The following is a 25,641-nucleotide window of genomic DNA, read 5'->3' as shown; positions in this document are numbered from 1 at the left end:
ATGAAGTCTCCCTGCTATGCAGGGAGACTTTTTTTGTGTCTTGTTCCTATAAGAATCCTGAACTTTTGTGGCCAACACTCAGAAAAAATACTTAAGAATAGATAGTGTACATCAAATAAATGATAAAATTTGGTTTCCGTAACCTAACCTTATCATGACCTTGACTGTAAGAATAATTGTGATTTTACTAATTTGTCCATTTTTAATGAAAGCGCAAGGCCGTTTTTTTCGATGGCGCGAAAATATAGGCGATTGGTATTTGGGATTTAATACATCAACAAGTCGTTATTGCGGTGACCTCAGCGAGCGCTGTAATGTTGCTCATCTACAATTGAGTTGGAGTGTGGGTGGGTTGGTTCAATATCGCTTTGATGAATATATGAGTTTGAGAGCCGATGTAGGTTTAACACACCTAAGAGGAGATCAGCAGTACACAAAAAATAAGCTTAACAATTTGTCTTTTTCGTCAATTAACACATCAGTTTCAGTTGGTGTTCAGGTTGATTTTCGTTCAATAGATTATCCCCAATACAACATTCCATATGGGTGGCTGAGTCTTGGCGTAATAAGTATCAATCCAACTACTCTATGTAATGGCCAACGCATTTCGTTAATTGATTTAAAGACTGAAAACGTAACGTATGCCGACTGGGCCGGTGCGATTTCTTATGGCGTGGGCCTTCCACTGCGAATAAGTAGAAAGGTTCAGCTTCGTTTGGAAGGCCGCTATACGCATGTATTGAGTGATTATTTGGATGATGTTAGCACCGTTTATGTGGATAAATCAACTGGGTCACTCTTAGCTCAGAAGCTGGCAGATCGGCGGTCAGAGTTGGGTATCGCTGCCAATCGGGTGGGAGCGCAACGAGGTGATGCTAGTTATAACGACGGCTATTTTCTGCTTTCTTTACAAATCGTTTACAAAAAGTAATCCGCCTAAACCCCCATAACATGGCATCTTACGTTGCAGCAATTGACCAGGGAACAACCAGCACTCGCTGCATAATTTTCGATCAGAAGGGCACTATCATTTCAGTAGCTCAAAAAGAGCATACCCAGTATTATCCGAAGCCAGGATGGGTAGAACATGACCCTGAAGAAATATGGCGAAACACGCTGGAAGTAATTGCAAAGGCTCGCATTGACCTAAACCTACAGTTGAAGGACGTTGCCGCGTTGGGTATTACCAACCAGCGGGAGACAACCGTAGTTTGGAATAAGCATACAGGTAAGGCGTATCATAATGCGCTGGTTTGGCAAGATATGCGCACGGCTGATGACGTGACGGCTTTTGCAGCAGATGGTGGAATTGATCGGTTTCGGGATAAAACAGGTTTACCCCTGGCTACCTATTTCAGTGGGTTGAAGCTCCGCTGGTTACTCAATCATGTACCTGGTCTGCGGGCCGATGCCGAAGCAGGAGATGCGTTATTTGGTAATATCGACAGTTTTCTGATCTGGCATCTTACGGGCGGCGTTCATGGGGGAAAGCACCTGACCGACGTGACAAATGCCAGTCGTACGCAGCTGATGAACCTCCACACGATGGCGTGGGATGATGAGCTGCTCGAAACACTGTCTATTCCCCGCGCCATGCTGCCTGACATTAAGCCCAGCAGTGGTCTGTTTGGCGAGGTTAAATCGGAAGTGCTGCCGGGGGTGCCAATTACCGGTGTTCTGGGGGATCAACAGGCGGCTCTGGTAGGACAAACTTGCTTTGAACCAGGGCAGGCCAAAAACACCTATGGCACGGGCTGTTTTTTGCTGCTGAATACCGGCACGGCCATCCGCCCATCTACCTGCGGGCTGCTGACTACGGTGGCGTATCAGTTTGGTGATGAACCGCCTCATTATGCCTTGGAGGGTAGTGTGGCCATCGCGGGCGCACTAGTGCAGTGGTTGCGCGATAACTTGGGTATTATTCAGACAAGTGCCGAGGTGCAAACGCTGGCCGCCGAAGTATCCGATAACGGCGGTGCTTACATTGTCCCGGCCTTTTCTGGCCTCTATGCACCTTATTGGAAGAGTAATGCACGGGGCGTAATGGCCGGACTTACCGGTTTTGTGACCAAACAGCACATTGCCCGCGCCGTGCTTGAGGCCACGGCCTTTCAAACGTATGACGTATTGAAAGCTATGCAGGAAGATTCAGGGGTGACGTTGAAAGCGTTGCGGGTAGATGGTGGTATGGTGGTGAATGAACTGCTCATGCAATTTCAGGCCGACATTGCTGATGTCCCTGTCGACAGGCCTATCATTACAGAGACGACAGCATTGGGCGCGGCATATGCGGCTGGACTAGCCGTGGGCTACTGGGCATCTAAGGCCGATTTAACTGCCAACTGGGGCGTCGAGGCTACGTTCAGCCCTGTCATGGAGGCAGCCCAACGCAACCAATTACTGACGTCATGGCATAAGGCAGTTCAGCGGTCATTTGATTGGATCGATTAAACAGCTAAGAATTGGTGGCCTGATTCGATTTAAGTAAATTGATGAAAATTTAGTACGAAAAAAAGACAAGCCATGTCGTACGATTATATCATCATTGGGGCCGGATCGGCGGGGTGCGTGTTGGCTAATCGCCTGTCGGCGGAGGCGGGTGTATCGGTGTTGATGCTGGAGGCAGGAGAACCAGATAAAAAACTGGAGATCCACGTGCCAGCCGCCTATTCTAAACTCAACCGGACGTCGGTAGACTGGGCTTTCTGGACCGAGCCGCAGGAGCACGTCGACGGGCGGCGTATGTACCTGCCCCGTGGCAAGACCCTGGGTGGAAGCAGTTCCACCAACGCGATGGCGTACATCCGCGGCAACCGGGCCGATTATGACGCCTGGGCAGCAGAGGGTAATGTCGGCTGGGCCTATGACGATATCCTGCCTTACTTCAGACGGTCGGAACATAATGAGCAGATCGATAGGCTAAACGCTAATTATCACGGTGGTAGTGGGCCGTTGAACGTGACCTACGCTACCCGGTTTAAGACCCCCCTGGCCGATGCGTTTGTGGCTTCATGCGTGGAGACGGGTATTCAGGAAAACCATGATTTTAATGGGGCCGAACAGGAAGGTGCTGGTTTGTTCCAGTTTACCATTAAAGACGGCAAGCGCCACAGTACGGCAACTGCTTTTCTGAAACCCGTTATGCGGCGGCCTAACCTGACCGTACGCACCAGGGCGCACACCAAACGGATTATACTGGAAAACGGGCGGGCAGTGGGCGTTGAGGTATTTACGGGCAAACAAACTACCGAAACCATCCGGGCCACGCGTGAAGTAATTCTCTCGGCGGGGGCATTCAACTCGCCGCAGACGCTGATGCTATCGGGGATTGGGGCGGGTGATGAACTGCGTCGGCACGGGATCGACGTGCGGCTGGATCTGCCGGGCGTGGGGCAGAACTTGCAGGACCACTTGTTTGCGGGGGTAAGCACGCTGGCCAACGGGCTGGTGGGGTCGAACAACTGGCTGAGGCCACATAAGCAATTGCAGGGGCTGTGGCAGTTTCTGATGGCGAAGAAAGGGCCATTTACAACCAGCCCACTAGAGGCCAACGCCTTTGTGCGCACCGAAGCCCACCTGAGCCAGCCTGATTTACAACTGCATTTTGCACCTATACATGTAGGCGATACCTACGAGGCTGATTTTTACGACGTCAACACGTTTCCAAAAAACGGTGATGGCTGGTCTATTCTGCCTACGTTACTAAAACCTACCAGCCGGGGCTACGTAGGCCTGCGCTCGGCCAACGCGCTGGATGCGCCCGTGATTCAACCCAATTTTATGTCGACAGACAAGGACCGGCAGTTGCTGCTGACGGGCACTAAACTAGCGATGGACATTAACCGGGCCACGGCATTTAGTCAGTTCCGGCAGCGGGCACTGATACCAGCAGAATCGGCGTCGGATGATGAACTGATGGCGCATATTCGCAGGATTGTGGAGACGGTTTATCACCCCGTAGGTACCTGCCGGATGGGGGCCGACGAAGGCGCGGTAGTCAACGACCGGCTTCAGGTGCGGGGCGTGGAAGGCCTACGCGTGGTGGACGCGTCGATTATGCCAACTATTGTGTCAGGAAATACCAACGCGCCCGTAATCATGATAGCCGAAAAAGCCGCTGACCTTATTTTAGGTCGTGAATTGGCCAAAGTGGCAAACCGCCAGGCAACTACGGCGTAAACTGACCTTACTAAGGTTACTTTTGGGGCTGCAAGGCCCTTTTTTTGTGCATGAACCGTTCGCTATCCCTATCTACTACCACCGTTGATCGGCTCGTTTTGGGCTTTATTGGGCTATTGGCGGCTCTTTTCTACGCAGCCATCTACCGGTACGCCATCAACGTGCCGGTTGTCGATGACCTGCTATACATAGACAGCATCCGACGAATTACTACGCCCGGAACGGGGTTTGCTGAGCAAATGCGGGTGCTGGTGGAGCAGCACAATGACCACCGCATTTTGCTTTCACGGCTGCTGGTGCTGACCGATTATTGGCTGGAAGGGCAGGTAAACTACCGGACGCTGACCCTGGCGGGGAGCTTGAGTGTGGCGGGTATAGGCTGGCAACTGTACCAGATTTTTCGGCAAGCCGGGCTGTCGCGCTGGCTGGTGTTGCCCTTCGCTTTGGTGCTGTTTCAGCCTTCGTACCAGGAAGATGTCTGGGGTGTTTTGTGCCTTCTGCAACATACCGTAACCCTCTGGCTGACCATCATCGTGTTTCGACTGCTGGCCCGGCCCGAACCGTTGGCGCAGGCGGGGGCACTGGCGCTGGGGGGGCTGGTGCTCTATTCAAACAGCAACGGGCTGTTTATGTGGGTGGCGGCGGTGGGGCTGTTACTGCTGATGGAACGCTGGCGCTGGGCGCTGGCCTGGGGGCTGGGAGGTGTGGTCTTGATTGGCCTCTACTTTGGGGTCGACTACACGTTTGTCTCGAAAAATTCGCTGGCGGTGGCGGCTGAACATCCTGGCTGGGTGGTGAAAAGCGTGCTCAGTGCCATGGGCGGCGCGGCTTATTTCGACGGGCGCAAATGGCTGCTGGTGCCTATGCTCTGGGCCGTAATGGGCTTGGGCATACTGGTGTTGCTAGTCATCACAATCAGTTGGATTCGCGCGTTGTTTGGGTCGAAAAAGGTTCTTTCTGCGTCGCTGGTGCCGTTTTTAGGTATTGCGTTTGTGCTGGCTTGTAGCACGGGGGCGTCGGCTATAACCCGTAGCGACGGGGGGCTAATGCTGCCCGACCGCTACCAGCTTTTTTGTGTTGCCTACCTGCTGGTGGTCTACGGACTGCTGCTGTTGCAACTGCCCCAACGTTGGGAAACTACGGTTGGCCTGGTGGGCGTGGGGTTTACGAGCTGGTTTTGGCTCAATGCCTGGCTTTACTACGGCCCGCTGCTGAGCGAACACTACGATGCTAAGGTGGCCGAGGCAATGTCGCTGAAGCATTACCATTACTCTATTATAAGCCAGACATTTGGGCTGGACCGTGACTGGCAGCAGCGCTGGGAAACGGCCATGAACCGGGGCATTTACCAGGTGCCCGATTTGCCCGAAATAAGAAGCGTGGAGGCGGCTATGAAAACAGTGCCGACCCAAGATTCTATTACCCGCTTCATTACCCGAACCGAGCGATTGGGCTTTCTGAATAATGACGCCTTGTTTCTTCAGCAAGACACCCTGCCCACGCCTCGGTTCCTTTACATACGATCAGCCACCGACTGGTATCTGTTACCTGCTCAGCCGCTGCCCAAACCAATTTTAAAACCCTGGTTACCCAACCGGGGGGCCAAATCAATTGTGGTGCCGGTCATGCTGAAGCCTGGCACGTACCGCTTGGGCTGGCTCCGGCAAATGCCAGCAGGCTGGATACCAACGCTTACTGAGCAGGCGTTGATTGTCTCTAATAAACCACAAACAAATAAGGCCACTCAGTGAGTAGCCTTATTTGTTTGTGAACGCGGCACAACAAATCAGAAGAACTGAATCCGAATCACAAGCGGTGAGTTACCGTAGAGTGACTGAGATGTATTGGAATAGTTTGAATAGGACAGGTTATATAGTGCACTGATGTTGGCTGAAAAAAGCCTGCCAATCGGTTGTGCGTATGTCAGTCCAACCAGTGTGGCCGTGCCGCTACCCGTGAAGCTATTTGCCTGCCCGTCGATCTTTTGCGTGTAAGACCGTTGGTCTAATTCACCATGTAGGTAGAGGTTGGGCAAAATACCCGGAATGAACTCGTACATACCGAAAGCACGTCCCGATAACTGGTTTATGGTAGCGGGGATGTAGTAGGGTAGCTTTTGCCGAGTGTAGATATAGCCTACGCTGATACCTACCACAAAGTGTTCAGACACCTGATAACCAACAATGGGTGAAATACCAATGCTAAACGGGTTGCCAATTTGGAGCGACGGTATCCCTAACCCAAAGCGTAGTCGGTCTTTAAACGGTAATGGTTGGCCTTCTGGTGTTTGCGATTTAAGCGGGCTTTGGCCCTGGTCGCGGCGTTCTTCGGGATCTTCCGAAATCTGGCCGTAAGCAACGCTACTGCTCAACAGCGATATAAGCAGGAGTAAACGATAAATGGATCTCATGGTTGTCCGCCGGGGCGGTTATTAGTCAAAAATCAAGATGAATAACGTTAGAAATACAGTGTTTCGCATGAGAATGGGGTTAAAACACAAACTCCTTTACGTCGGGATCGTTGAGTAGGCGTTTGATGCATTTTTCGTGCGCTTTCTCTGGCCCCGACACCCGCCAGCGACCACTGATTTCATTCCCTATACGCTGTTGTGGGCCTCTTCGTGGCGACAGACCGGCATCGGTAAACATGCGCTCGTATTGATCCAGCGTTTTGTGTTTGTATAGCGTAACAACCTTGTATTCACGGGTTTGGTTTAGCTTGGCAATTCGATACGACAGTTTACTCAGAAACAGTAGCGACCCCATGATAAGCACAAAACCAACCAGCGCAATGTCGTAATATCCCCCGCCGATGCTCATGCCCAGTGCCGACACCGACCACACGGTGGCTGCGGTGGTGAGGCCCTTCACGCGGCTTTCTTCCTTGAAAATAATTCCTGCGCCCAGAAAACCGATGCCCTGTACAATGTTGGCGGCAATGCGGCTGTCGCCGAAGCGGCTGGAGATCATAGTGAACAGGGCCGCACCCACACAAATCATGATCATGGTGCGAAATCCGGTGGCTTTAGACCGGTACTCGCGCTCGGCCCCGATCAGCCCGCCAATAAGCAGCGCCGCCAGCAACCGATACATATCTTCCTGGTAGAATGACATGGGTGAAATAGAACCTACCGCCGTGAATTTCCGTTGAAAATTAGATACGATTACCCCAATCCAACGCATGATGCAACCTACTGAAACCGACGTTTTGCCAGCAGTACAAAACGGTTCGGTTGATCACCTCGACCCCAAACAGTTCATCATTATTAAGGGGGCGAAGGTACATAATCTAAAGAATATTGACGTGGCCATACCCCGCAACAAGCTGGTGGTGGTCACGGGGTTATCAGGGTCGGGCAAGTCGTCGCTAGCGTTTGATACCCTCTTCGCCGAAGGGCAGCGGATGTACATAGAAAGCCTCAGCAGCTACGCCCGGCAGTTTTTGGGCCGCATGGAAAAGCCGGAGGTGGAGTACATCAAGGGTGTGTCGCCGGCCATTGCCATCGAGCAGAAAGTGACCTCGCGCAACCCGCGTTCTACCGTAGGCACGTCGACCGAAATTTATGATTACCTGAAGTTGCTCTTCGCCCGTGTAGGCATTACCTACTCACCTATTTCTGGCGGGGAGGTGAAGAAAGATACCGTTACGGACGTGGTCAATTTCATCTTCGCCCAACCCGAAAACGAGCGCGTATTGATTATGGCCCCGCTTCGCCCACGCGAAGACCGGACGCTGGTTAGTGAACTGAAAATTCTACTTCAAAAAGGCTATTCACGTCTGGTAGCCGATGGCGAGGTGTTCCAGATTGAAGACCTGTTGGAAGGAGCCAGCAGACTATCCGCCGAAGGTCGTGAGGGTGATCTTGTCCTTGAGTTACTGCCCTCGCCAGACGCAACCCTCGAAATTCTGATAGATCGGGGTACGGTTATTTTTGATGAAAATGGCCAACCCGATGAGGAAACGCAATATCGCTACTCCGATTCGGTGCAGACCGCCTTTAGCGAAGGCGATGGGTCATGCCGGGTGCAGGTGATGGGATCGAGCGAATCGCGGACGTTTTCGGACCGGTTCGAACTGGACGATATCGCCTTTGAAGAGCCAAGCGTAAACCTGTTTACGTTCAACAACCCCTACGGTGCCTGCCGCCGTTGCGATGGCTTCGGTAAGGTGCTTGGTATTGACCCCGACCTGGTTATTCCCGACAAAAACCTGTCGATTTTTGAAGGGGCTATTGCGCCCTGGCGGAGCGAGAAAATGAGCGAAGAGTTCATGAAACCCCTGCTACGCAACGGCATCCGGTTCGACTTTCCTATTCATAGGCCTTATAAAGAACTGACGCCCCAGCAACAGGAACTGCTCTGGACGGGCAATCAATATTTTACGGGTCTGAACGGCTTCTTCGACTTCGTGGAAAGTCAGTCATTTAAGGTGCAGTACCGGGTGATGATGTCGCGCTACCGGGGCAAAACTGTTTGTCCCGAATGCCGAGGGTCACGCCTGCGCCGCGATGCCAGCTTTGTGAAAGTTGGCGGCAAGAGCATCACCGACCTGGTGCTGATGCCCCTGGCCACCACGGCCCAGTTCTTCCGCGACCTCGAACTGCCCACTAGCCAACGCCGCGTGGCCGACCGGATTCTAGTCGAGATCCAGAACCGCCTCGATTACATGGAACGTGTGGGGCTGGGCTATCTGACCCTGAACCGCCTCACAAATACGTTGTCTGGTGGTGAGTATCAGCGCATTAAGCTGGCCACATCCCTCGGATCGGCGCTGGTAGGGTCGATGTATATTCTCGACGAACCCAGCATTGGCCTCCACCCCCGCGACACGCAGCAGCTGGTGAGTGTGCTGGAAACCCTCCGCGACATGGGCAACACCGTAATTGTGGTGGAACACGAAGAGGAAGTCATGCGCGCCGCCGACCAGATTATCGACATCGGCCCCGAAGCCGGCTCGCAGGGGGGGCACCTGGTCTGGCAGGGAACGTGGGAGGAAATGGGGGAGATCGTAGAGCAAAGAGCAGACAGGGTAGAGCAATCAGCTCTTAGTCCTACGCTCTCAGCTCTTCGCTCTTATACCCTCGATTTCCTCACGGGGCGCGAGAAGATGGAGGTGCCTACCTACCGGCGGGTGCCGACGCATTGGCTGGAGTTGACGGGTGCCCGCGAAAATAACCTTAAGGACGTTGACGTGAAGTTTCCGCTCAATACCATGGCCGTCATTACAGGCGTATCGGGGTCGGGTAAGTCGACGTTGATTCGGCGGGTGTTGTTTCCGGCGCTGTGCCGGTTGAAAGGCGATGGCGGCGAAGAGGCTGGTAAGTACAACGAACTGAAGGGGTCGCTTGACCGAATTTCGGCCATCGAGATGATCGACCAGAACCCCATTGGTAAGTCGAGCCGGTCGAACCCGGTGACGTATATCAAAGCTTATGACTACCTCCGGCAGGTGATGGCCGATCAGCCCATTTCGAAATCACGCGGTTATAAGCCAAGCCACTTTTCGTTCAACGTAGACGGTGGCCGGTGCGAGGTTTGTCAGGGCGAAGGCGAGGTGAAAGTAGAGATGCAGTTTATGGCCGACATCTACCTGAAGTGTGAAGGCTGCGGCGGCAAACGCTTTAAACAGGAAGTGCTGGAGGTGACGCTTTCGGACAAAAACGTGTCGGATATTCTGGACATGACCGTCGACGAGGCCGTTGATTTCTTTCGCACCGCCGACCCGAAAATGGCCGACAAACTGGCGCCGTTGCAGGCGGTTGGGCTGGGTTACATTGGCCTGGGTCAGTCGGCCAATACGCTAAGTGGCGGGGAGGCGCAGCGGGTGAAGCTGGCGTCGTTTCTCGGAAAAGGTAACCCCAACAAAGGGCAGACGCTGTTTATTTTCGACGAACCCACCACGGGCCTGCACTTCCATGACATCCGTAAGCTGCTGAAAGCCATCAACGCGCTGGTCGATCAGGGTGATTCGGTGATCATCATCGAGCACAACATGGAAGTGATCAAATCGGCCGACTATGTTATTGATCTGGGTAAAGAAGGCGGCGACGCGGGTGGCTACGTCACCTTCACCGGCACACCTGAACAGATGGTGAAACTGGAAGAAGGGGTGAGCTACACGGCTGATTTTTTGAAGGGGAAAGTGTAGTCATTGGCCTGCGGCCGCACCGGCGGACAAGTCATTCGCTTCGCAGTCATACCATTGTCATTCAGTAGTCATTTTGCAACGAATGACAATGGTATGACTGCGAAGCGAATGACGCCCGCAGGGCTTAATGACCAATATGCTTTATCTTGCCCTTCCATCTGCCTACCCTGCTACGTATGAAAGCGCTGATCGTTTGCACCAACCACACCGACTACCCTACCAAGCCCCAAAAGACGGGTTTGTGGCTCAGCGAGGCCACCCATTTCTACGATGAGTTACAGGATCGAAACATCCAGTTCGATTTTGTAAGCCCCAACGGCGGCCCCATTCCGCTGGACGAACGCAGCGTAGAGTCGCGGGATACGACCAACGAGAAGTGGCTGCATAATCCGACGTTTGCCGACAAACTAGCCAATTCGCTACGGCCCGATCAGATCAATCCTGCTGACTATCAGATCATTTACTTCACGGGTGGGCACGGTACCATGTGGGATTTCCCGGATAATGCCACGTTACAGACTATCACGCGCTACATCTACGAACACGGCGGCATGGTGTCGGCAGTGTGCCATGGGGTGGCGGGGCTGCTCAACGTGACGTTGTCTGACGGGTCGTTGTTTATTGCGAATAAGCAGGTGACGGGCTTTTCCAACATGGAAGAAAAACTGGTGCGCCTGACCGAAGAGGTTCCGTTTCTGCTGGAAGACGCGCTTAAGCAGCGCGGTGCCGCCTACAGCAAAGCCCTAATTCCGTATATGCCCTATATCGAGGTCGACGAACGCCTCGTCACCGGCCAAAACCCCCTCTCGGCCCGAAAAGTAGGTCGCAAAGTAGTGGAAGAGATGTTTGAAAAGTAGAGACGCAATCCCTTGCGTCTCAGTACATATAGTGATAGTGGCGTCTCCAAGAAACCCGTTACATCACCCCCGAAAACAGTGCCTTAAACGTGGGCAAAATCTGGTCTTTTTCCGAGACATTGGGGTTGGTGATGCCCCAGTCGATGCCCAGGTCGGGGTCGTTCCAAAGCAGGCCACCTTCGGCGGTTTTGTTGTAAATGTTGGTGCATTTGTAGCTGAAAATGCTGTCTTCCAGCGCTACAAAGCCGTGGGCGAAACCTTCGGGTACCCACACCATGTTGGCCAGCGTGGCGTCAAGCACAAACGTCTCGTGCTGCCCGAACGTGGCCGAATCGGGGCGAATATCAACCACCACGTCGAGCACCTTGCCCGTGATCACGCGGACGAGCTTACCCTGCGCAAACGGCTCACTCTGGAAGTGCAACCCGCGTAGCACACCTTTGGTAGAAAACGACTGATTGTCCTGCACAAAGTCCATGGGCAACCCCAGCGAGGTAAACAGTGTCTTGTTGTAAGACTCGAAAAAGTGGCCGCGTTCATCGTGGAAGATGCGGGGAGTCAATTCGATGAGGCCGTCGATGGCAGTTTGGCGTACTTGCATGCGGTGGTTATTGATGACGAACTAACCGCAAAAATAGACTTCCCTGCCCTACGTTTGTACTTTTGGCAGTGGAAAAGCGTTGAATACAGCCCTATCTCTATGAACTACCAGGCACTCTCGGCGGCTATAAAAGCCAAAAAATCATACCTCTGCGTTGGCCTCGACACTGACTTGGCCAAACTGCCAAAACATCTGCTGGGCGACCCAGACCCCGTTTTTGCGTTTAATAAGGCCATCATCGACGCCACGGCCGAGTATGCGGTGGCTTATAAACCCAACATTGCGTTCTACGAGGCTCAGGGACCCCGCGGCTGGGAAAGCCTCCAAAAAACGCTGGACTACATTCCGAAAGACTGCTTCACCATTGCCGACGCCAAACGCGGCGACATTGGCAACACCTCAGGCCTTTACGCCCGCGCTTTCTTCGACAAAAGCGCCGCCGGTCTCGACTTCGATGCCATCACGGTATCGCCCTACATGGGCCATGATTCGGTGCAGCCGTTTCTGGACTACCCCGGTAAATGGGTGATCCTTCTGGCACTGACCAGCAATGCCGGTAGTGCCGATTTCCAGCGACAACTTGTTGACAATGAGACGCAGGAGTTATACGAGACGGTCATTGAAAAAGCGCAATCCTGGGCTACGCATGAGCAATTGATGTTTGTGGTGGGGGCTACACAGGCCGAACAAATTGCCCACGTCCGCGAACTGGCACCCAGGCATTTTCTGCTCGTGCCGGGCGTAGGAGCGCAGGGTGGTTCGCTGGAACAGGTGTCTAAAAACGGCCTCACGCCCGATGGTGGCTTGCTGGTCAACGCCTCGCGCAGCATTCTCTACGCCTCATCCGGGAGCGATTTCGCCCAGGCCGCCGCCGCCGAAGCAAAGGTGATGCAGCAGGAAATGGCGGGGTATCTATAAGTAAGATTCTATCGTGACGGTTTATGGTTAAGGGGCCATGTGGGCAACATTCATCAAGCGAAATGTTGCCTACATGGCCCTCGTTTGTCAATCGAATAGTGTATACAGTTAAGTTTACGCAGACACCATTTATCCACCAACACTCAACCTACGGCAAGGTGTTCCTGCTGCGTATTTATGCGAAACAGCTACGTTCTTTTTATTATCAGTCTGCTCGCTACGTGCCTGACCAACAGCGCGTTGGCTTGCGACATACCTTCGACGCCCTACATCTACACCATCACTCACGACCGGGCCGAATTCAACTGGTACGCCAACAACACACCATCGCTTGGCTATCAGATTCAGTGGCGGGTGGTGGGGGAAGCGGCGTGGCAGTCGAAACCACTGCAAACGTCAACCTACGGGACGGTGACAGGCCTGACCAACAACACCAACTATGAGCTCCGGGTACGTTCAGTCTGTGCTGCGGGCGATACTTCAGCAGCTTCGACCGTCAGTCCGTTTCGCACGGTTTGCCTAACTCCAACCAGCGTAGCAACAAACAAGGTCACGCACCGGTCGGCCCGGCTATCGTGGTCAAACTACGCGGTTTCGAGTACAACATACGAAGTACACTGGCGGGCCGTGGGGACTACCGACTGGACCGTCGTGTCGGGAATCGACGCCTATGCGTCTGGCTATGTGCTGACCGATTTGCCCAACAACACCTACATCGAATGGCGAGTACGGGCTAGCTGCTCACCTACGGCACAGTCAGATTTTAGCCCAACGATCCAGTTTCAGACGCAGTGTGCGCCGCCTACAAGCCCACAACTCCTGCGTTATACTGCTAATGCCGCCGAGGTACGCTGGCAACCTGCCCTGCTCAACCTCCAGACCGATTTCCGCTGGCGGGCACTTGGTGCAACTGTCTGGAATACAGCCGATAACTTGCCCGATACAGATTATACACTGACGGGACTGTTGCCCAGCACCACCTACGAATGGCAGGTTCGGTCGGTGTGTTCAGCCACCGAGAAGTCGGCTTATACGACCTCCAACACAGTTACGACGCAGTGCGACGTGCCAGCTAATCCAAACCTGATAGCCGTTAACCACAACCAGATTACGGTAAGCTGGCAGGCCGCCAGTCCGGTTGAGGTGCAAATTCGTCCGGTCAATACCCCGACATGGACCACCTACCCGGCAACAACATCGCCCCTTACGCTGACGGGACTAACTAACACCACTACTTACGAATGGCGAATGCGGGCACGATGCCTCCCTAACGTTGATTCGGATTACTCAGCTAGTCAGACGGTTACAACCAAATGCGTTGCACCGGCTAGCCCGTCGGCCTCTTACCGGCCCAATAACAAGCTGGCTTTTTACTGGGCCTCTGGCACTGCTTCCGTTGATCTGCAATGGCGGTTAGCCGGGGCAACGTCCTGGTCAGAAGTAACGGGCATTACAGACGCGAACACGTACCTGCTGGCCAATGTGGTTCCCAACGCAACCTACGAATGGCGCATCCGACAGGCGTGTTCGGCCACGGTAGCCTCCGATTATACCCCCATCAACACCGTTACGACGCCCTGCGGGGCAATACCGTATGTCAGTACCGGTAACTTAACAAAATCGACGGCAGCTCTTTACTTCCTTTGGAGCAATGACTTCAACATCACCGTTGAGATTCAGTGGCGGGCCGTGGGGGCTACTAACTGGACGGTTGTTCCCGCCGTGAGCACGTCGCCCTACACGCTGACCGGCCTTGTTCCGGCCACACCTTATGAATGGCGTGCCCGTCGGATGTGCAGTGCCACCGTCGGCGGCAATTATTCGGATGTACAGACCTTCCAGATTCCCTGTGCCATCGTCGGCAACCTGTACGCCGATGCTGATGGAGGCACGGCTGCGAACCTGGGTTGGTACGAGTCGATAGCCAATACGCCCTATACGGTTCAATGGCGGGTAGCGGGGCAGTCGGCCTGGCAACAGCTCGACGGGATTATTACGAACGGGTATTCGCTGACCGGCCTCACCAACGCCACCACCTACGAATGGCGGGTGCGATCTTTCTGTACGCCCGCCGGCGAAACGGGCTATGCAGCCATCCAGACGTTCACCACCCGATGTGGTGCCCCGATCAGCAATTTGGCCGTTGCCAACGTCAGCCCGGAATCGGCCCGGCTGAGTGGTTTTGCGTCGTCAGGCAGGCCAATGGGGATTGAGCTTCAGTTTCGGGAGGCAGGAGGAACCACCTGGCAAAGCCGCATGCTGACCAGAGAGGACCTGAACAATGGCTATGTATTGGCTGGTTTGCTGGCCGACAAAACCTATGAGTGGCGCACAAGATCGGTCTGTTCCGCAGGTATCTACGGGGATTTCTACAATGGACCCACCTTCAGTACTACCTGTCAGATACCTACCGTCTATGTATATAGTAGCACAAGGTCATCGCTCACCCTGCAATGGGATTCTCCCCTGCCCGGTAGCCGTTACGAGTTAAACTGGCGGCCCGTGGGCAGTCCCAACTGGCAGTCGGAGACTGGTCTGTCGGGGGTAAATCACACCATCACGAACCTCGCCAGCGGGACAAATTACGAGTACCGGGTCCGGCAGTTTTGTTCAACAACCAGGCAGAGCGATTTCTCCCCGACCACCACCGCCCAAACGGCCTGCTATTTCGGGTCAAGCCTGAATCTTAGCCAGCCCACGATTTCGTCGCTGACCATGAGTTGGATAGTCGACAGCTATCAGGCGTACCCACCACTGACAGATACCTATGTCGTTGACTATCACGTAGCTGGAGCTACCGCATGGGTCTCGAAAACTATCTCATTGACAGGTATTTATGTAAATGCATCCTACCAAAACACGAATGTCAAACAAGTACGCTACAGCTATACCATCCCCAACCTGACCCCCGGCCAGACCTATGAGTGTCGGGTTGGCGGTACGTGTGCCACAACAAATTACGCTACGGCCAGCCTGTATCTAACCTGCCCGCGGCCCACCAACCTTGTCACAGAGGCAAGGGGTACAACGGCCAGCCTGTCGTGGCAGGCTAACATAACGGGTATGCATCAGGTGCAGTGGCGGGCCGTGGACGCGGGTACCTGGACCACCATCCCCGTGGCTGGTGAGGCAGGCGCAACCTCGACAATATCGCTCACGGGCCTGACCAACAACACCGATTATGAATGGCGCGTTGGCTCTGATTGTGGCGCACCCTATTCCGTAACTTATTCCACCGCTCAACCTTTCCGGCTGGCCTGCTCCCTGACCGGTGGTGTGGTAGCGAATGAGGTCGGGTACAATCAGGCTACACTCACCTGGAGTCAGCCAGCCGACGCCCCCAGTGTTGATGTTCAGTATCGCCTGGCGGGTTCAGTTCCCTGGACGTTATTGGCGGGCTTACCGGGAAACACCCTGACGTTACCCAATTTGCGTCCTGGTTCGGGCTACGAATACCGGAGTCGCAGCACATGCACTGGGGCAACCTGGTACGGGACCAACTATTTCACAACCCAGTGTCCATCGCCGGTTTCTGTTAGTTTCATCCGAAACTCGCCTCAATCGGTGACGGTAAGCTGGACACCTGCCACCGGAAACCCCGTTTTTGAGTTCAAATGGCGGGTAGCAGGCACCAACGCCTGGTCTGTGGTGACGGCAATGTCGGGCACGGTGCTGAGCCTGACGGGCTTAAGCCCAACCCTGACCTACGACGCAAGCTGGCAGTCGGTTTGTTCGGCCACAGACCGGTCGTCGGCTAGCAGCACCATATTCAATACGCAGTCAACCACCACTAATTCACCTCGTGTGTATGTTCAGTCTACAGGCACAGGCGCCCTCACAACCCAGATAGAAGGTGTTGACAATAAACCGTATGTGTTGCAGTGGCGCGAAGACGCTAGTCCTAACTGGCTCAGCACGGGCCTGCTCACCGCGACGAAATATCAGCTTCAGAATCTGAAGCCGGTGGGCGTTTATAAACTCCGTATCTACGTGACCGAAGCCGACGGCAGCCTTACCTACAGCCCCGAAGCGACCGCGTATATGACATGTCCATCGGCTACCGGCACGGTTCAGTATACCACCGGTACCGATGCCCTGCTGAGTTGGTCCTGGGCCAGCCCTGTTGCGTCGCAAACCGTGCTGTGGCGAGTGGCTGGAGCCACCACCTGGACGTCCGTACCGCTCAGTACGACGGCGACGACCTACAAATTAACTGGCTTGACAGCCAGTACGTTGTATGAATGGCGGCTGCAAACATCCTGCGAAACGGGTACACTGGCTTCCTTGTTTTTCCGGACGGTTTGCCTGCCTCCCGACCAGCTTCTGAGCGCGCCTGTTACCCGTACCACCGCCCAGTTGTCGTGGCGAAGTCTGATACCAGGTGGCCAGTATACGGTTCGCTATCGCCTGACGGGCACGACCACCTGGACCACGGTAACGGGTATAACCAGCGCGACTTATGCACTCGTTGGCCTGCTGCCCAACAACGTCTATGAATGGGCCGTGGCAACTGAATGCATAAGCCCACTGATTTTTAGCGGTGCTGCTTACTTCGCTACGCAATGCGCGGCACCGTCCGCTTTGCAGGCATCAACCTACATGCCCGACCTGACGCGCAACCAGGCGTTCCTGTACTGGACAGGCGGCGGGGCGGTCTACACGCTGCAATGGCGGGTAAAAGGTGCCTCTACCTGGACCACCGTCCCTGGCGTTACCGATTCGTATAAGCTAACGGGTCTGTTGCCCAACATCACCTACGAATGGCAACTCCGCACAGTCTGTACCCAACCCGACGACCCGGCGGTGGTGGGACCATCATTTCAGTTAAGCTGCCCTGCCACAACGCTCTACGGTGGCACGGCTACCAATCCCGCGTCAACGTCGGTACAATTGTCATTCAGTAGTTCGGGCTCTATTGGTCAGTATACCATTCGGTACCGTCCGCAGGGCAATAGCAACTGGCTGTTGGCAACGGGGAGCGCCCTGCCCTTTTCACTCACTGGTCTGACCAACAATACCACCTACGTCTATCAGCTACGTAACGAATGTCAGCCTGCCTTTGGGGATACCTATAGCTTCCAAACAGCCTGTGTGCCACCGGTGGGGCATCTCGTTGACCAAAAAACGGCGTCGTCGGCGCGGCTGCGCTGGGCGGCTACCAGCGAAAACGTGGCCTACGAACTGCAATGGCGGGTGTCGGGCACCAACGCCTGGACCACCGTTTCAAACCTAACCGCCACAGCCTACGTGCTTACTGGCCTTACAATGGGCGTTGCCTACGACTGGCAGGTGCGGGGGTTATGCGCGGGTGGATCGGGCTACCAGACAACCAGTTCCTTTACGCTCACTGACGACCGCATTCGCAGTGTGGTGGCTGGTTTGTGGACCAGTCCCAATACCTGGTCCTGTGCCTGCGTGCCTACAGCGGGAAGTACGGTACTGCTGCGGCATCTCGTTACGGTGCCAGCCAACTATGCCGGGCAGGTGCAACAGTTGATGTATGAAGCCACGGGCAGGCTGAAAGTCAGCCCCGGCGCATCCATCCGGCATGGGCTGTAGTACCAGACGATTCGCTGGAACAAGCCAACTATGAACTCAGTTGACAATGCCCCGGATGGCTTCACGGATTTGAAGACTGGCGGGTTGGGAGGTTTTGAAATCGGCCATCGTGAAAATGATACCGGCGGTCTTGGTTTTGTAGTTGATCCAGGGGTGCGTACCAAACGCGCCGGGGCTGCTGCTTTCAATGACGGTCCCGGAGCCATCGACTACGTCGAGCCAGTTGCCGATACCGTAGCGCACGGGTGCCGTTTTGTAGGGCGAATAGGGGTTGGCCGGGTAGGGCGTATACTGGATCGTAGCGGCGTTGGTCTGGTCAGTAACCAGGGTCTTCACGGCAGCTTCGCTCAGCACCCGTTTGCCATTGTAAAGGCCATTGTTCACCAGCATCTCCAGAAAATTCAGATAGCTCCGTGCCGACGTGACCACGCCACCGCCAATAAGCGGGTTAGTTGGATTGCCTGGGTTATATGTAGCTACAAGTGCACAGGGTGTACCAATTTTTTCGTTGAAAAGCGCCTGCCATGACTTGCCCGACACCACCTCGGCTACCCGCCCGGCAATGTGCATACCTACCCCGCCATAATAAAAGGCTGTTCCCGGTGGATTAATTAGTTTAGTGTAGACGGCCAGTGAATCTACGGCTTGCGCAAGACTAAGCAGTCGGCTGTTTTCGTAGCCCTGCGGCGAGTCGCCGGGAAAGCCGGAGGTGTGCGAAAACAACTGCCGGATGGTGATGCCGCCTTTTCTATACTTCGTGAAAATGGGCAGAAACTTGCCCAGCGTATCGTTGAGGGCTACTTTCTGCTCATCTACTAGCGTCATAATCACCGCACCCGACAGCCATTTCGAGGCCGATGCAATACTGCGCGACGTAGTCTCGTCGAAAACAATATTTTTTCGGTAAATGATCTGCCCATTCTGCGACACCAACACCATCACGTTGTTATTGTACAGGCCAATGTTGGCCGTAACGAGCTGATCAACAGCAGCAAAATCATACGTCGGGGCCACGGGTGCCGGGGTCACTGTGGCTGTATGACAAGCGATCAGCAGGGGTAGTAAAATAAAGGGTAGCTTTTTCATAGGAAAGCGCGGATGACTAAACGATGCATTTTTGATGCACCAAGTTGCATTGCATTCGCTTGGAATTACCACAAGCCGAACCAACTTTAAACTTTAGACATCAAACTTTAAACGCCTTCCTCCTTGTCCTACATTCCTGCGTCTGAATCGCCCGCCGAGCTTTCGGTGAAGGCCGTTATCGTGGGTGCGCTCTTTGGCGTACTCTTCGGGGCCGCCACGGTCTATCTGTCCCTCAAAGCGGGCCTGTCGGTGTCGGCATCCATCCCCATTTCCGTGCTGGCGATCTCGTTGGGTAGGCGGTTTTTGGGCACCACTATCCTCGAAAACAACATCATCCAGACCACCGGTTCGGCAGGCGAAAGCATTGCTTCGGGGGTGGTGTTTACCATGCCCGGCTTCCTGTTTCTCACCGACGGGGCCTCGGCCGACTTTTTCAATTACTGGACCATTCTGACCCTGGCTATTGTGGGCGGGCTGGTAGGCACACTCATGATGGTGCCCCTGCGCCGGTCGCTGATTGTGCAGGAACACGACACCCTGCCTTACCCCGAAGGCACGGCCTGTGCGTCGGTGTTGATTGCGGGTGAAAAAGGCGGCGACTTTGCCAAAACGGCTTATCTGGGCCTGGGGGTGGCTTTTTTGTATGCCGCGTTGCAAAAAGTATTGCACATTATTGCTGAAGTGCCGGTCTGGGCCACAAAGCAGGCGAACCGGTATTTTCCCTCGGCGCAGGTGGCGGGCGAGATCACGCCAGAGTACCTGGGTGTGGGCTACATCATCGGTTTTCGCATATCGGCGGTGCTGGTGGGGGGCGGTTTCCTGGCGTGGCTGGGCATTATTCCGCTGCTGGCCTCTGTCGTTCCCGGCGAAACCATTGCGCTACAACTAAACAAGCTCGGCTACCTGGCCGACCTCACCAAAGCGGGCGGTCCCGGCGGCTGGCACCCCGAAACCAAAACCTTTACCGACACCGCCGCCGCCATCTACCGTGCCTATATCCGTCAGATCGGGGCGGGGGCCGTTACGGCGGGTGGTTTTATGACCCTGCTGAAAACCATTCCAACGATTGTTTCGTCGTTCAAAGCCTCCATTGGCAAAGGGACTGGTTCTAATGCCGAACTGGCCGGGCAGCCCGGTGGTGTGCTACGTACCGACCGTGAGTTGAGTGGCCGGTTTGTGGTCATCGGCTGCGTGGTACTGGCTCTGCTGATGGTACTGCTCCCCCAAATTCCCGGCGACACCTACCTGACCAAGCTGTTGATTGCCATTCTGGTGCTGGTGTTTGGCTTCTTTTTCGTCACCGTAGCCAGCCGCATTGTGGGCCTGATCGGGTCAAGTTCGTCGCCGGTGTCGGGCATGACCATCGCCACCATTATGGGTACGGCCCTGATATTCATTGGCATAGGCCTCACGGGACGTACCTACGAACCTGCCGTGTTGGTAGTGGGTAGCCTCATCTGCGTGGCCGCTGCCAACGCCGGGGCCACCTCGCAGGATCTAAAGACGGGCTACCTGGTGGGGGCCACCCCCCGGTCGCAGCAACTGGCCCTGCTGGTGGGCGTGGTGGTATCGTCGCTGGTGGTGGGGGCCACGGTCAAACTCCTCGACATCCCCACGCCCGACCTCGTGGCGAAGGGCGTCACCCACGCCATTGGCACCGACAAGTTTCCGGCCCCGCAGGGTACGCTCATGGCCACGCTCATCAAAGGCCTGCTCTCGTTCAACCTCGACTGGCAGTTTGTGCTGGTGGGGGCCGTGCTGGCGTTTGTGTTTGAACTGGTGGGCGTGAGTGCGCTGGCCTTCGCGGTGGGTCTCTACCTGCCGCTGTCGACCACCTTGCCCATTTTCGCTGGTGGCTGCGTGAAAGCCTTCACCGACTGGCGAACCAAGAGTGCCAATAAATCGGCCGAAGACGAAGACCTCAGCCGGGGTAATCTCTTTGCCACGGGCCTCGTAGCAGGTGGTGCGCTGGCGGGGGTGCTGGTGGCCCTGCTGTCTGTTAACGACAACGTGTTTAACTCCTTAGCCAAGCTCTCGCTCGAACCCGCCCTGGCCGGTGCCCTGGGCGAAGGCGGCTACATGTTGCTGGGCGCGCTGGCCTTCGTCGGCTTGGCCGTCATGCTTGGCCGAATTGGGGTGAGTAAACGGGAATAGAGAGTTATGGCTACGCGCTTTAGGCCCTTCGACAAGCTCAGGGTGACAACGACGTTGAATCAAGCTAGTGAACATGAGTCAACTTCCCTGTCACCCTGAGCTTGTCGAAGGGCCTAAAGCGCGTAGCCTACAGCATGAAGCTACACATATATGTTAAAAAAAGTCAAACCAACCCTTTGCTCCATGAAACAATATCTGTTCCTCGTATTTATATCCCTGATAATCAGTCATTCGCGCGCACAGATCGTCAGTGATTCGGTGCTGATTGAGGGGCATTACCGATCGTTTCAGTACAATACGCCAACCAGCCCCCTGCGGAAGCCAAGCCTTGTTTTTGTGTTGCATGGATCGGGTGGCAATGGGCAGCAGATGATGCAGGCTGCGGTGGCGATGGATAGCACCGCGCGCGCTACTAATACGCTGGTGGTGTACCCAAATGGCTATAAAAACTTCTGGAATGAGTGCCGCAAAGCGTCGCCCGCGCAGGCCAACGTAGAAGACGTTGACGAGCAGGCCTTTTTCGACGGCATGATTCAGCGGCTAAAAAAACGGTATGACGTAGATACCAAACGGGTCTTTGCCGTAGGTACGTCGGGTGGGGGACATATGACCTACAAACTGGCCATGACCATGCCTGATGCCTTCCGGGCTATCACCGCCATCATTGCCAACCTGCCCGATTCTACCAATTCCGACTGCGTGGCAACGGGCCAACCCGTGGCAATAATGATCATCAACGGCACCCAGGACCCCATCAATCCCTACAACGGCGGCCCAGTCATTCTGGGTAAAAACATGAACATGGGTAACGTGCTTTCCACCGACCGTACCCTGGCCTATTGGGCTGATTTGGCACAATACAGCGGCCAGCCGACCCTGGAAAAACTCCCCGACACCGACCCCACCGATGGCCGCACCATTGAACGCTACGCCTACCACGCTCCCGGCAAACCCGACGTGGTCCTCCTAAAAGTCATCGGCGGTAAACACGACTACCCCCACGACATCGACGTGCACCTGGAAGCGTTGCGGTTTTTTGAAAAGCAATGAAGCGAGTTCAAGGTTTAATGTCTAAGCGGTCCGCCGGTGCGGCAAGCACCTTCTCGCGTCAGCCAACTTTAGACCCGCGGCGGCGGACCGCTTAGACATTAAACCTTGAACCCCTTTCACATTTCCACGCTAAACGCTGAAAGCTTTACAAACTCATTGACGCGGTTCTGAATCTCTTCTTTAGATAGGTTCAGGATGCGTTCGGCTCCGAATTTCTCGACGCAGAACGAAGCCATGGCTGATCCGTAGATGACGGCGCGTTTCATATTGTCGAACGAGATGTCGTCGGTCTTGGCGAGGTGGCCGATGAATCCACCCGCGAAGGTGTCGCCCGCGCCGGTGGGGTCGAACACTTCTTCCAGCGGTAGGGCCGGGGCGGCAAAAATTCGATCTTCGTGGAAGAGCAGGGCGCCATGTTCGCCTTTTTTAATGATCACCGTCTTAGGCCCCATCGCCTTGATCGTGGCGGCGGCGCGTACCAGGGCATAGTCGCCGGTGAGTTGGCGTGCTTCTTCGTCGTTCAGCACCAGCACGTCTACGTCGCGGAGCAGGGCTTTCAGGTCGGCGTTGGCAATCTCGATCCAGAGGTTCATCGTGTCCAAAACGATCAGCTTGGGCCGGTTTTTCATCCGCTTCACCACCATGTGCTGAATGGCCGGGGCGGTGTTGCCCAGCATCAGGTACTGGCAATCCTGGTATTGGTCGGGAATAATGGGGTCGAAGTGCTCCATCACGTTTAACTGCACCTCCACCGTGTCGCGGGTGTTCATGTCGTCGTGGTACTTGCCCGACCAGAAAAACGTTTTCTCGCCCTTCCTGATCTCCAGCCCGTCGACGTTCACGCCGTGGCTCACGAGCGTGTCGATCATCGACTGCGGAAAATCGTCGCCAACCACGGCCACGAGGTTATTGTCTTTGGTGAAATACGATGCCGAGAGGGTGATGTAGGTGGCGGCCCCGCCAATGATCTTGTCGGTCTTGCCGAAGGGGGTTTCCAGCGCATCGAACGCCACGGACCCAACCGTTAGTAAACTCATGCTGTGTATCTTAATTGAAACGGCAAAGGTAAGGTTGAGCAGGTTAATCCTCCCGCATCAATTCCTGAGCCAATTCCTTGACAGTTTCCCACGAAAAGGGTAGCCACCGGTCGTTGGTGGTGTCGAGGACTTCGGTGGCCGATTCGGCGGCGGCAATCTTGTAATCGAATTTGGGGTAGTAGCTCACCACATAGCCAGGGTAGTAATAGTCGAGGCGCTGTTGCTGAGCGAAATTGATTTTTAACAACATCAGGTACTTGCCGAGGCTATAGCGTTTATAATCGGGGTCATAGACATTCATGATGCCCGCAATAGTCCGCATCCCCCTGTCGAAAATGCCCGCCGCAATCAGCCGGTCGCCATCGCGGACGGTCATCACGTAGGTGTCAAACGCGCTGCTATCGGTGGGTGCACCGTCGAAGAGCGACGCCTCTATAGATTCGGGCGCGTCGAAGTCGATACTGGCGCGGTAGCGGGCGTAGAGGTCGGTTAGCTCGTGGGTCAGCACCAGGGGCGTTACGGATACCGAAAAAGCCTTATTACGGTTGATCAACTGCCGCTGACTTTTGCCAAACTGCACCCGCCGGAGGTCGACCCGCAGCCAATGCACGGGGCAAACGGTATCGTCGAGCATCAGGTACTGGCACGTAAACACGTACTGGTGCATCCGAAAATACCCCCTATCAAGCGCAATATCAAGGTGGCGACCAACCATAGGAAGTGGTTCAATGTCTAAAGTTTAAAGTCTAATGTTGCTCCGCGAACTGTGTAGATCACGGAGCAACATTAGACTTTAAACTTTAGACAGTAAACTCAGATTACCTTATGTCGTTTAAACTCTTTTTCTCTGTCGAATAGATAGCGGTAGGTGATATGCCGTTTACTGATTTTGCCGCCGAGCATTTTGGAGAAACGAATCATGCGCACGTTGAAATCGCCGATCCAGTTTAGCTCCAAAGCGTTAAACTGGTGCTTCTTTCCGCCCCATACCTCCCGCGAGGGATACGCAATAGCAATGGCCGATTCAATGCCTTTTCCCTGAAAATCGGGCACCACGCCGAAAATCACGCCGAAGGCTTTGTTGGTGGGTTTCAGGAGCTTATGGTACAAAAACGTCAGCTTGCCCTTCAAATCCATCTTGCCGTTGACGTGCTTGAAGTACTGGTTCAGTTCGGGTAGCATAATGAAAAACGCTACCGGTTGCCGGGTAGGACCGCTGCCGTGATAGCCGAACCAGACGAGGTTTTCTTCCATCACCGGCTTCATCTGCTGCATCAGCTTCAGGGCCTTCTCGGTGGTCATATCAGGCGTGCCCAGAATTTTTGCCCAGGCTTTGGTATAGATCTCGGCGAAATCGGCGGCGTACTGAGGCAGCTTGTTTTTCTGAATATGCTCAAACGTGTATTCAGGGTTGTCGAGAATGGCCTGCGCCCGGTCGAGCACCTTTTGCTGCATCCCATTTTCCATCAGTTCGTCGTAGTTGATGGCCAACGAAAACGTGTGCTGCTGGAAATAATCCTGGAAGCCATACGCCTCGAAAAACGGGACGTAGTAAGGCTTCGTGTAGGGCATCCCGTAGTTTGGCTCCTTGTCGAACCCCTCTACCAGTAAGCCCCACCACCGGTCGCGGTCACCGAAATTGATTGGGCCTTCCATCGCTTCCATGCCCCGCGCGGCCAGCCATTCGCGGCAGGTGTCGAAGAGAAAAAACGCGGCTTTCTGGTCGTCGATGCACTCAAAAAAGCCCATGCCGCCCGTTGCGGTTCCGCGTCCGGATTGGTCTTTTTCGGCCTTCAGCGTTTTGCCATTCACAAACGCCGCCACGCGCCCAATGGTCTGTCCGGCCTCATTTTTCAGCACCCACCGAATGCACTCGCCGGTCTCAAACAGCTTGTTCCGCTTCGGGTCGAACACGCTTTCGAGGTCATCATCGAGCGGACGAATCCAGCAGGGGTCATTGGTATAGAGCCGAACGGGCAGTTCGAGAAACTCACGACGGAGGGCAACATCAGTGCCTACTTCAAGCAATTGCATAGGGCAAAAGTAACGGTAA

At 54.7% G+C, this 25,641-nt stretch carries 17 protein-coding genes; 10 read left to right on the top strand and 7 right to left on the bottom strand.

Features of this window, described 5'->3' with window-relative positions; translation table 11 throughout:
- The first annotated feature begins 154 nt into the window (after positions 1 to 154).
- The 4 genes from J2I48_RS15965 (at position 155) to J2I48_RS15950 (ending at position 5,930) form a co-directional block, all read left to right on the top strand.
- Positions 155 to 931, top strand: coding sequence for an outer membrane beta-barrel protein (locus J2I48_RS15965; protein ID WP_207336465.1), 777 nt, complete (start codon positions 155 to 157; stop codon positions 929 to 931).
- 20 nt (positions 932 to 951) lie between these two features.
- Complete coding sequence (gene glpK / locus J2I48_RS15960; protein WP_207336464.1) at positions 952 to 2,451, top strand: glycerol kinase GlpK; 1,500 nt, start codon at positions 952 to 954, stop codon at positions 2,449 to 2,451.
- Between the two features lie 72 nt (positions 2,452 to 2,523).
- Positions 2,524 to 4,179: a GMC family oxidoreductase gene (locus tag J2I48_RS15955; RefSeq protein WP_207336463.1), complete on the top strand. Its 1,656-nt coding sequence runs from the start codon at positions 2,524 to 2,526 to the stop codon at positions 4,177 to 4,179.
- 50 nt (positions 4,180 to 4,229) lie between these two features.
- Entirely contained in the window at positions 4,230 to 5,930 is a 1,701-nt protein-coding gene (locus J2I48_RS15950; RefSeq protein WP_207336462.1) for a hypothetical protein, read from the top strand.
- Positions 5,931 to 5,965: 35 nt separating this feature from the next.
- Here J2I48_RS15950 and J2I48_RS15945 read toward each other — a convergent pair whose 3' ends face one another.
- Positions 5,966 to 6,589, bottom strand: coding sequence for a hypothetical protein (locus J2I48_RS15945; protein ID WP_207336461.1), 624 nt, complete (start codon positions 6,587 to 6,589; stop codon positions 5,966 to 5,968).
- Between the two features lie 79 nt (positions 6,590 to 6,668).
- Complete coding sequence (locus J2I48_RS15940; protein ID WP_207336475.1) at positions 6,669 to 7,292, bottom strand: MgtC/SapB family protein; 624 nt, start codon at positions 7,290 to 7,292, stop codon at positions 6,669 to 6,671.
- A 67-nt stretch (positions 7,293 to 7,359) separates the two neighbouring features.
- Between J2I48_RS15940 and uvrA the strand changes: the two genes are divergently transcribed.
- Positions 7,360 to 10,326 (top strand): excinuclease ABC subunit UvrA, encoded by a 2,967-nt coding sequence (uvrA, locus tag J2I48_RS15935; protein ID WP_207336460.1) that lies wholly within the window; start codon positions 7,360 to 7,362, stop codon positions 10,324 to 10,326.
- A 176-nt stretch (positions 10,327 to 10,502) separates the two neighbouring features.
- Positions 10,503 to 11,183, top strand: a complete 681-nt coding sequence (locus J2I48_RS15930; protein WP_207336459.1) for a type 1 glutamine amidotransferase domain-containing protein — start codon at positions 10,503 to 10,505, stop codon at positions 11,181 to 11,183.
- Positions 11,184 to 11,241: 58 nt separating this feature from the next.
- Here J2I48_RS15930 and rfbC read toward each other — a convergent pair whose 3' ends face one another.
- Positions 11,242 to 11,784 (bottom strand): dTDP-4-dehydrorhamnose 3,5-epimerase, encoded by a 543-nt coding sequence (gene rfbC / locus J2I48_RS15925; protein WP_207336458.1) that lies wholly within the window; start codon positions 11,782 to 11,784, stop codon positions 11,242 to 11,244.
- Positions 11,785 to 11,883: 99 nt separating this feature from the next.
- Between rfbC and pyrF the strand changes: the two genes are divergently transcribed.
- Positions 11,884 to 12,702: an orotidine-5'-phosphate decarboxylase gene (gene pyrF / locus J2I48_RS15920; RefSeq protein WP_207336457.1), complete on the top strand. Its 819-nt coding sequence runs from the start codon at positions 11,884 to 11,886 to the stop codon at positions 12,700 to 12,702.
- A gap of 177 nt (positions 12,703 to 12,879) precedes the next feature.
- The gene (locus tag J2I48_RS15915; protein ID WP_207336456.1) at positions 12,880 to 18,261 is read left to right on the top strand and encodes a fibronectin type III domain-containing protein; all 5,382 of its coding nucleotides are present in this window, start codon (positions 12,880 to 12,882) and stop codon (positions 18,259 to 18,261) included.
- Positions 18,262 to 18,297: 36 nt separating this feature from the next.
- Here J2I48_RS15915 and J2I48_RS15910 read toward each other — a convergent pair whose 3' ends face one another.
- Positions 18,298 to 19,347, bottom strand: a complete 1,050-nt coding sequence (locus J2I48_RS15910; protein ID WP_207336455.1) for a serine hydrolase domain-containing protein — start codon at positions 19,345 to 19,347, stop codon at positions 18,298 to 18,300.
- 123 nt (positions 19,348 to 19,470) lie between these two features.
- Here J2I48_RS15910 and J2I48_RS15905 point away from each other — a divergent pair, with 123 nt between their 5' ends.
- Positions 19,471 to 21,501, top strand: coding sequence for an OPT family oligopeptide transporter (locus J2I48_RS15905; RefSeq protein WP_207336454.1), 2,031 nt, complete (start codon positions 19,471 to 19,473; stop codon positions 21,499 to 21,501).
- A 183-nt stretch (positions 21,502 to 21,684) separates the two neighbouring features.
- Positions 21,685 to 22,551 carry a CE1 family esterase gene (locus J2I48_RS15900; RefSeq protein ID WP_207336453.1) on the top strand — a complete coding sequence of 289 codons (867 nt, stop codon included), beginning with the start codon at positions 21,685 to 21,687 and terminating at the stop codon, positions 22,549 to 22,551.
- Positions 22,552 to 22,667: 116 nt separating this feature from the next.
- Here the strand turns inward: J2I48_RS15900 and J2I48_RS15895 are convergent, their stop codons facing one another.
- The 3 genes from J2I48_RS15895 to J2I48_RS15885 all read right to left on the bottom strand — a co-directional run bounded on the left by J2I48_RS15895 (position 22,668) and on the right by J2I48_RS15885 (position 25,622).
- Positions 22,668 to 23,588 carry a PfkB family carbohydrate kinase gene (locus J2I48_RS15895; protein WP_207336452.1) on the bottom strand — a complete coding sequence of 307 codons (921 nt, stop codon included), beginning with the start codon at positions 23,586 to 23,588 and terminating at the stop codon, positions 22,668 to 22,670.
- Between the two features lie 43 nt (positions 23,589 to 23,631).
- The gene (locus tag J2I48_RS15890) at positions 23,632 to 24,303 is read right to left on the bottom strand and encodes a GNAT family N-acetyltransferase (RefSeq protein ID WP_207336451.1); all 672 of its coding nucleotides are present in this window, start codon (positions 24,301 to 24,303) and stop codon (positions 23,632 to 23,634) included.
- Positions 24,304 to 24,401: 98 nt separating this feature from the next.
- Positions 24,402 to 25,622, bottom strand: a complete 1,221-nt coding sequence (locus tag J2I48_RS15885; RefSeq protein WP_207336450.1) for a hypothetical protein — start codon at positions 25,620 to 25,622, stop codon at positions 24,402 to 24,404.
- Between the last annotated feature and the right edge of the window lie 19 nt (positions 25,623 to 25,641).

It is taken from the genome of Fibrella aquatilis (assembly GCF_017353255.1).
GTDB lineage: Bacteria > Bacteroidota > Bacteroidia > Cytophagales > Spirosomataceae > Fibrella > Fibrella aquatilis.
Note: the sequence above shows the minus strand (reverse complement) of the source record. Positions and strands in the feature narration are given on the sequence as shown.